The organism is Streptococcus mitis, from assembly GCF_001074635.1.
Classification (GTDB): domain Bacteria; phylum Bacillota; class Bacilli; order Lactobacillales; family Streptococcaceae; genus Streptococcus; species Streptococcus mitis_E.
In genome coordinates, this window is the sequence record NZ_JUQO01000071.1 from 1 (window position 1) to 3,713 (window position 3,713).

Genomic DNA, 3,713 nt, shown 5'->3' on the forward strand with positions numbered 1-3,713 from the left:
TCGCTTGTGTAGTTATAAAGGAGTTGAAATTATCGAGGGTCACTTAATGCCAGACCATGTACACATATTAGTCAGTATTCCACCAAGGATAAATGTTTCGAGTTTCATGGGTTATTTAAAAGGAAAAAGTGCACTCATGATATTTGACAAACACGCCAATCTCAAGTACAAGTCTGGGAATCGGCATTTCTGGGCGGAAGGTTATTATGTAAGTACAGTAGGGCTTAATGAAGCCACAATTAAGAAATATATTCAAGAGCAGGAAAAGCATGATATAGCACTAGATAAATTAAGTGTAAAAGAGTATGAGGATCCCTTTAGGGATAGTGGTAAGTAATACTAAAGCCTCTTTGAGAGGCAAGTGACGAGTCAAGAGCAATAAGGCTTGAACAAAGTGAAAGCCAGCGTCTTTAGGCGCTGGCTTATAGCCCTGGGACAAACCACCCGTTAGACGGGTGGTCGTGATTTTTTCTTGTAAACTACTGATTAATCAGCTTTTGCGATAAGCTTTAATACTGTGGCTATACCACTCCTGCATTTCTTTTGATGGTGGTGTCATATAATCCCCATACATCTGGGTTAAAAATTGATCATATTTTTTAGGGACGGGCAACATACGGCCTTCAAACTCAGTTAAGATGAGTTCTTTAAAGGTATCAACTGGGAAGATTTCTTTCATACCTTCCTTACCAATCCCAATTCCTCCCTCATATTGAGGAGTGTTGGTTGCAGCATTTTTGAGCAGCTGATCAATTTTCTTGTAAAAGTAACGGGGATTGACCACTCGGAGGGCGTACCAGCTACATAATCTTAGAAAATCTTTTAACTTGCTATCACCGTGAACTGCGCGTGATTTTTTAATATAAGCTAGTTGACGAAGGGCTACATACTTATAACTCTTGTCGACAATGCTCAAGTCTGTAAAGCGATCAATTGGGAAGACATCGATAAAGAGACTGGTGTCATGACGCTTGTACTTAACATGGTCTTCGATAACAGTAGAAGTATCCAAAATCGATGCGAAATTATGGAAGTACCAAGAAGAAGTGTCGTAGGATAGAATCTTATAACGTGGATTGTCTTCTTCCTCAATAATTTTCAATAAGCGCTCATAATCTTCACGATAAAGGGAAATATCGATATCATCGTCCCAGGGAATCATACCTTTGTGGCGGATAGCTCCAAGCATGGTTCCATAACTTAGAAAATAAGGAATATCATGTTTCTTACAAGTCTCATCAATATAGTCTAGCAGGGCTAGTTGAATTTCTTTAATTTCTTCTTTTTCTAAATACTGCATCCTAATCCTCCAATTTATAAGCGTAAAATTCATGACTGTAGAAGCGTTTTTCTTCTGGTGGTAGGGTCATATAATCTCCATAAAATTGTGTCAAAATAGTATCAAATTTTTCAGGTGCTGGAAGGCTTAAATTTTCAAAGGGTAAATCAATTGTTTTATCAAAGGTACCACTTGGGAATACTTCTTTTTCCTTAAATTTAGAAGGGATAAAAGCCATATACTGCCCATTCTCACGACTATATTTTTGAATTTCTTTCTCGATTTTATGTGCAAAATAACGAGGAGAAACAGGTCGAAGGAGCAACCAGAAGGCTGTTCGTATCCAATCTTTTAAAAGGCTATCCTTATAGACAATATTTTTATGTTTACTGAAAGACAGAAGTTTGAAGCTTTCCAGTTTATAACAAGTATCAATGACCTTAGGATCATCAAAGCGATCCATAGGGAAAATATCGATAAAAACACCTGACTCATAGGTTTTTGTATTCCGAGTATCAATAATTTTAGTCGTACTGTCGGTTATTTTGATAAAGTTGTTAAAGTAGTTCTTATCAGTTTCTAAGGAAAGGAGCTTATATTTGCTTTTTTCCTTTTGAAAAATGTTTATAAATCGTTGGTAGTCTTCTCGAGGCATGGACAGATCAATATCGTCGTCCCAAGGGATAAAGCCCTCATGTCGAACTGCCCCAATCAGAGTACCGTAGTTAATAATATAGTTGATATTGTGCTTTTTACAGAGAGTATCAATATAATCCAAAATTTCTAATTCAATCTGTTTGGCATCTTCAATGGTTAGTTGTTTCATTCTAAACTCCTATGATCTTTTGAATTTATTTTTTAAGGCTAGGACATGGTTTAAAAATTCATAGAAAATGCTATCTTTGGTGAAGGCAAGTAGACCAATATAAGAGATGGCTGATAGCAAGACAATCAAACCAGTATTAATCAAAAATGGGAAATTAATGACCATATCCACAGGATACAAGAAATTAATCAGGAAATAGATTCCTACAAAGGAAAGTGAAAAGAGCGAGTATCGAATAGTATAGCTAAAGATATGTCCTAAGTGGATGAGTTGTTTTCTATGGATGAAAATGATATAGAAAACAAGTAGAGAGGCCTCTGATAGCATAGTTGTCAGTAAGTAGTATTCAGGAGTCACGATGTGGTTGAAAAAGAGGAGACTATTTAAGCCCAAATTGAGTAATCCTGCAAAGACTGTATAGACTGTGATTCGTTTTTCATAGCCATTTGTAAAGAGAATTTGGGAACCAAGAATGGTATCTAGTGCCAGGATAATCGTCCGAAAAGCGAAGAGAGAGGTTAAGATACCACCTCCGATATATTTTTCACTACCGTAAAGTAGGATAGCATTTGGTCCTAAAACCATGAGCCCAAAACTTAAAGGAATGATAAAGAAGTTAAAGATTCGACTTCCTCTATTAACCAGAGAAACATAGGCTTCTTTGTCTCCTTTACCCAAATAGTAACTGAGACGAGGCACACTCACTCCGATAGCTCCAGTTACAACACCAGCTATAACGGTCACAATTCGCTGAGCCATGGTATAGTAACTAACGTTGACATCAATCCCTGTTTTAACAAGGAAGAGGCGATCCAAAAATGTGAAGAGCATATTGGCATTGGCAAAGACCAACATGGCTGTTAGAGGGAGAAAGAGCGGTTTAAAATCACTTATGTGAATCTTAACAAGCTTAATGTCTCTTTTAATCCAAAAATAACTAATCAGATAGTTAATCAGTGTCGATAAACTCATCACAAGTGTATAGACAACAATATCGTGTTCATTTTTGACAAACAGGAAAATAGAGACCAACATCAGGATACGGATGAAGGCAGTCTTGTAAAAGAGAAAACTGTAATTTTCCAGAGCTTCATTAACCCATTCGATTGAAAAAATCTGGGCAATGAGTTGAATCCCCATAACAAGGTAGACTTTTTTGACGATTGGATTATCTGTAAAGAAGAGAGGATAGGAAAGGATATAGACAGCGGTAGTCAAAATCGTACAAGCTATGCACAAATAAAAAAGACTGGAGAAGGTCCTATTCAGATCTTTTTTGTTATCCTTGACATTACTGATGGCCCGTAAACCGTAGTTATAGACCCCATAAGTCGCAAAGGGCAAGAAAAATGACAAAATAGTGTCAACTGAGTTGAAGTAACCATAGTCAGTTCGGTCCAAGACACGCGCGACGTAGGTACCAGTTAAGATGGGAAAAATAATATTCAAGACACGAATTCCCATATAAGATAGAGCATTTAATTTTATACTTTTCATTCAATTTACCTCGTTTTTCATTATATCATAAAGTCAGCTAATAAGAAATGAAGGGCAGTAATACTCTTCGAAAATCAAATTCAAACCACGTCAGCGTCGCCTTACCGTACT

4 protein-coding genes are annotated in these 3,713 nt (G+C 36.8%); 1 reads left to right on the forward strand and 3 read right to left on the reverse strand.

The features are described 5' to 3' along the window. A partial coding sequence (gene tnpA, locus ADI58_RS02870; protein ID WP_049521388.1) for an IS200/IS605 family transposase occupies window positions 1-337 on the forward strand: 337 nt, incomplete at its 5' end. 153 nt (window positions 338-490) lie between these two features. Here tnpA and ADI58_RS02875 read toward each other — a convergent pair. The 3 genes from ADI58_RS02875 to tacF are packed head-to-tail and all read right to left on the reverse strand — an operon-like array spanning window position 491 to window position 3,602. Next, on the reverse strand, window positions 491-1,300 hold the full coding sequence (locus ADI58_RS02875) for a LicD family protein (protein WP_049521389.1): 810 nt from the start codon (window positions 1,298-1,300) through the stop codon (window positions 491-493). A gap of 1 nt (window position 1,301) precedes the next feature. After that, on the reverse strand, window positions 1,302-2,105 hold the full coding sequence (locus ADI58_RS02880; protein WP_049521390.1) for a LicD family protein: 804 nt from the start codon (window positions 2,103-2,105) through the stop codon (window positions 1,302-1,304). Window positions 2,106-2,114: 9 nt separating this feature from the next. Beyond that, a complete protein-coding gene (tacF, locus tag ADI58_RS02885) occupies window positions 2,115-3,602 on the reverse strand; it encodes a type IV teichoic acid flippase TacF (RefSeq protein ID WP_049521391.1) in 1,488 nt (495 codons plus the stop codon). Between the last annotated feature and the right edge of the window lie 111 nt (window positions 3,603-3,713).